The sequence below is a fragment of the Pseudomonas sp. PICF6 genome, from assembly GCF_009831705.1.
GTDB lineage: Bacteria > Pseudomonadota > Gammaproteobacteria > Pseudomonadales > Pseudomonadaceae > Aquipseudomonas > Aquipseudomonas rhizophila.
The window spans coordinates 18,694-18,949 of record NZ_WUUD01000005.1; the positions used below are offsets into that span (position 1 = coordinate 18,694).

Sequence of the window (256 nt, forward strand, 5' to 3'; positions counted from 1 at the left end):
CAACCTGATCCTGCTCGACGCCAGCAATGTGCAGGACCTGGCCGGCAACGCCGGCGTGGGCATCGCGATTTCCAGCAACTACGCACTCGACGCCACCCGGCCGACGGCCACCATCGTGGTCGCCGACCCGAACCTGACGGCGGGCGAGACGACTCTGGTGACGTTCACCTTCAGCGAACCGGTGACTGATTTCGATCTGTCAGACCTCAGCGTCACCAACGGTGAACTGACCAACCTGACCACCAGCGACGGCGGT

Annotated in this window: 1 protein-coding gene; it reads left to right on the forward strand. The window is 64.1% G+C overall.

The features are described from left to right. On the forward strand, window positions 1-256 hold a 256-nt coding region (locus GSM73_RS26790; RefSeq protein WP_256676676.1), incomplete at both ends, for an Ig-like domain-containing protein.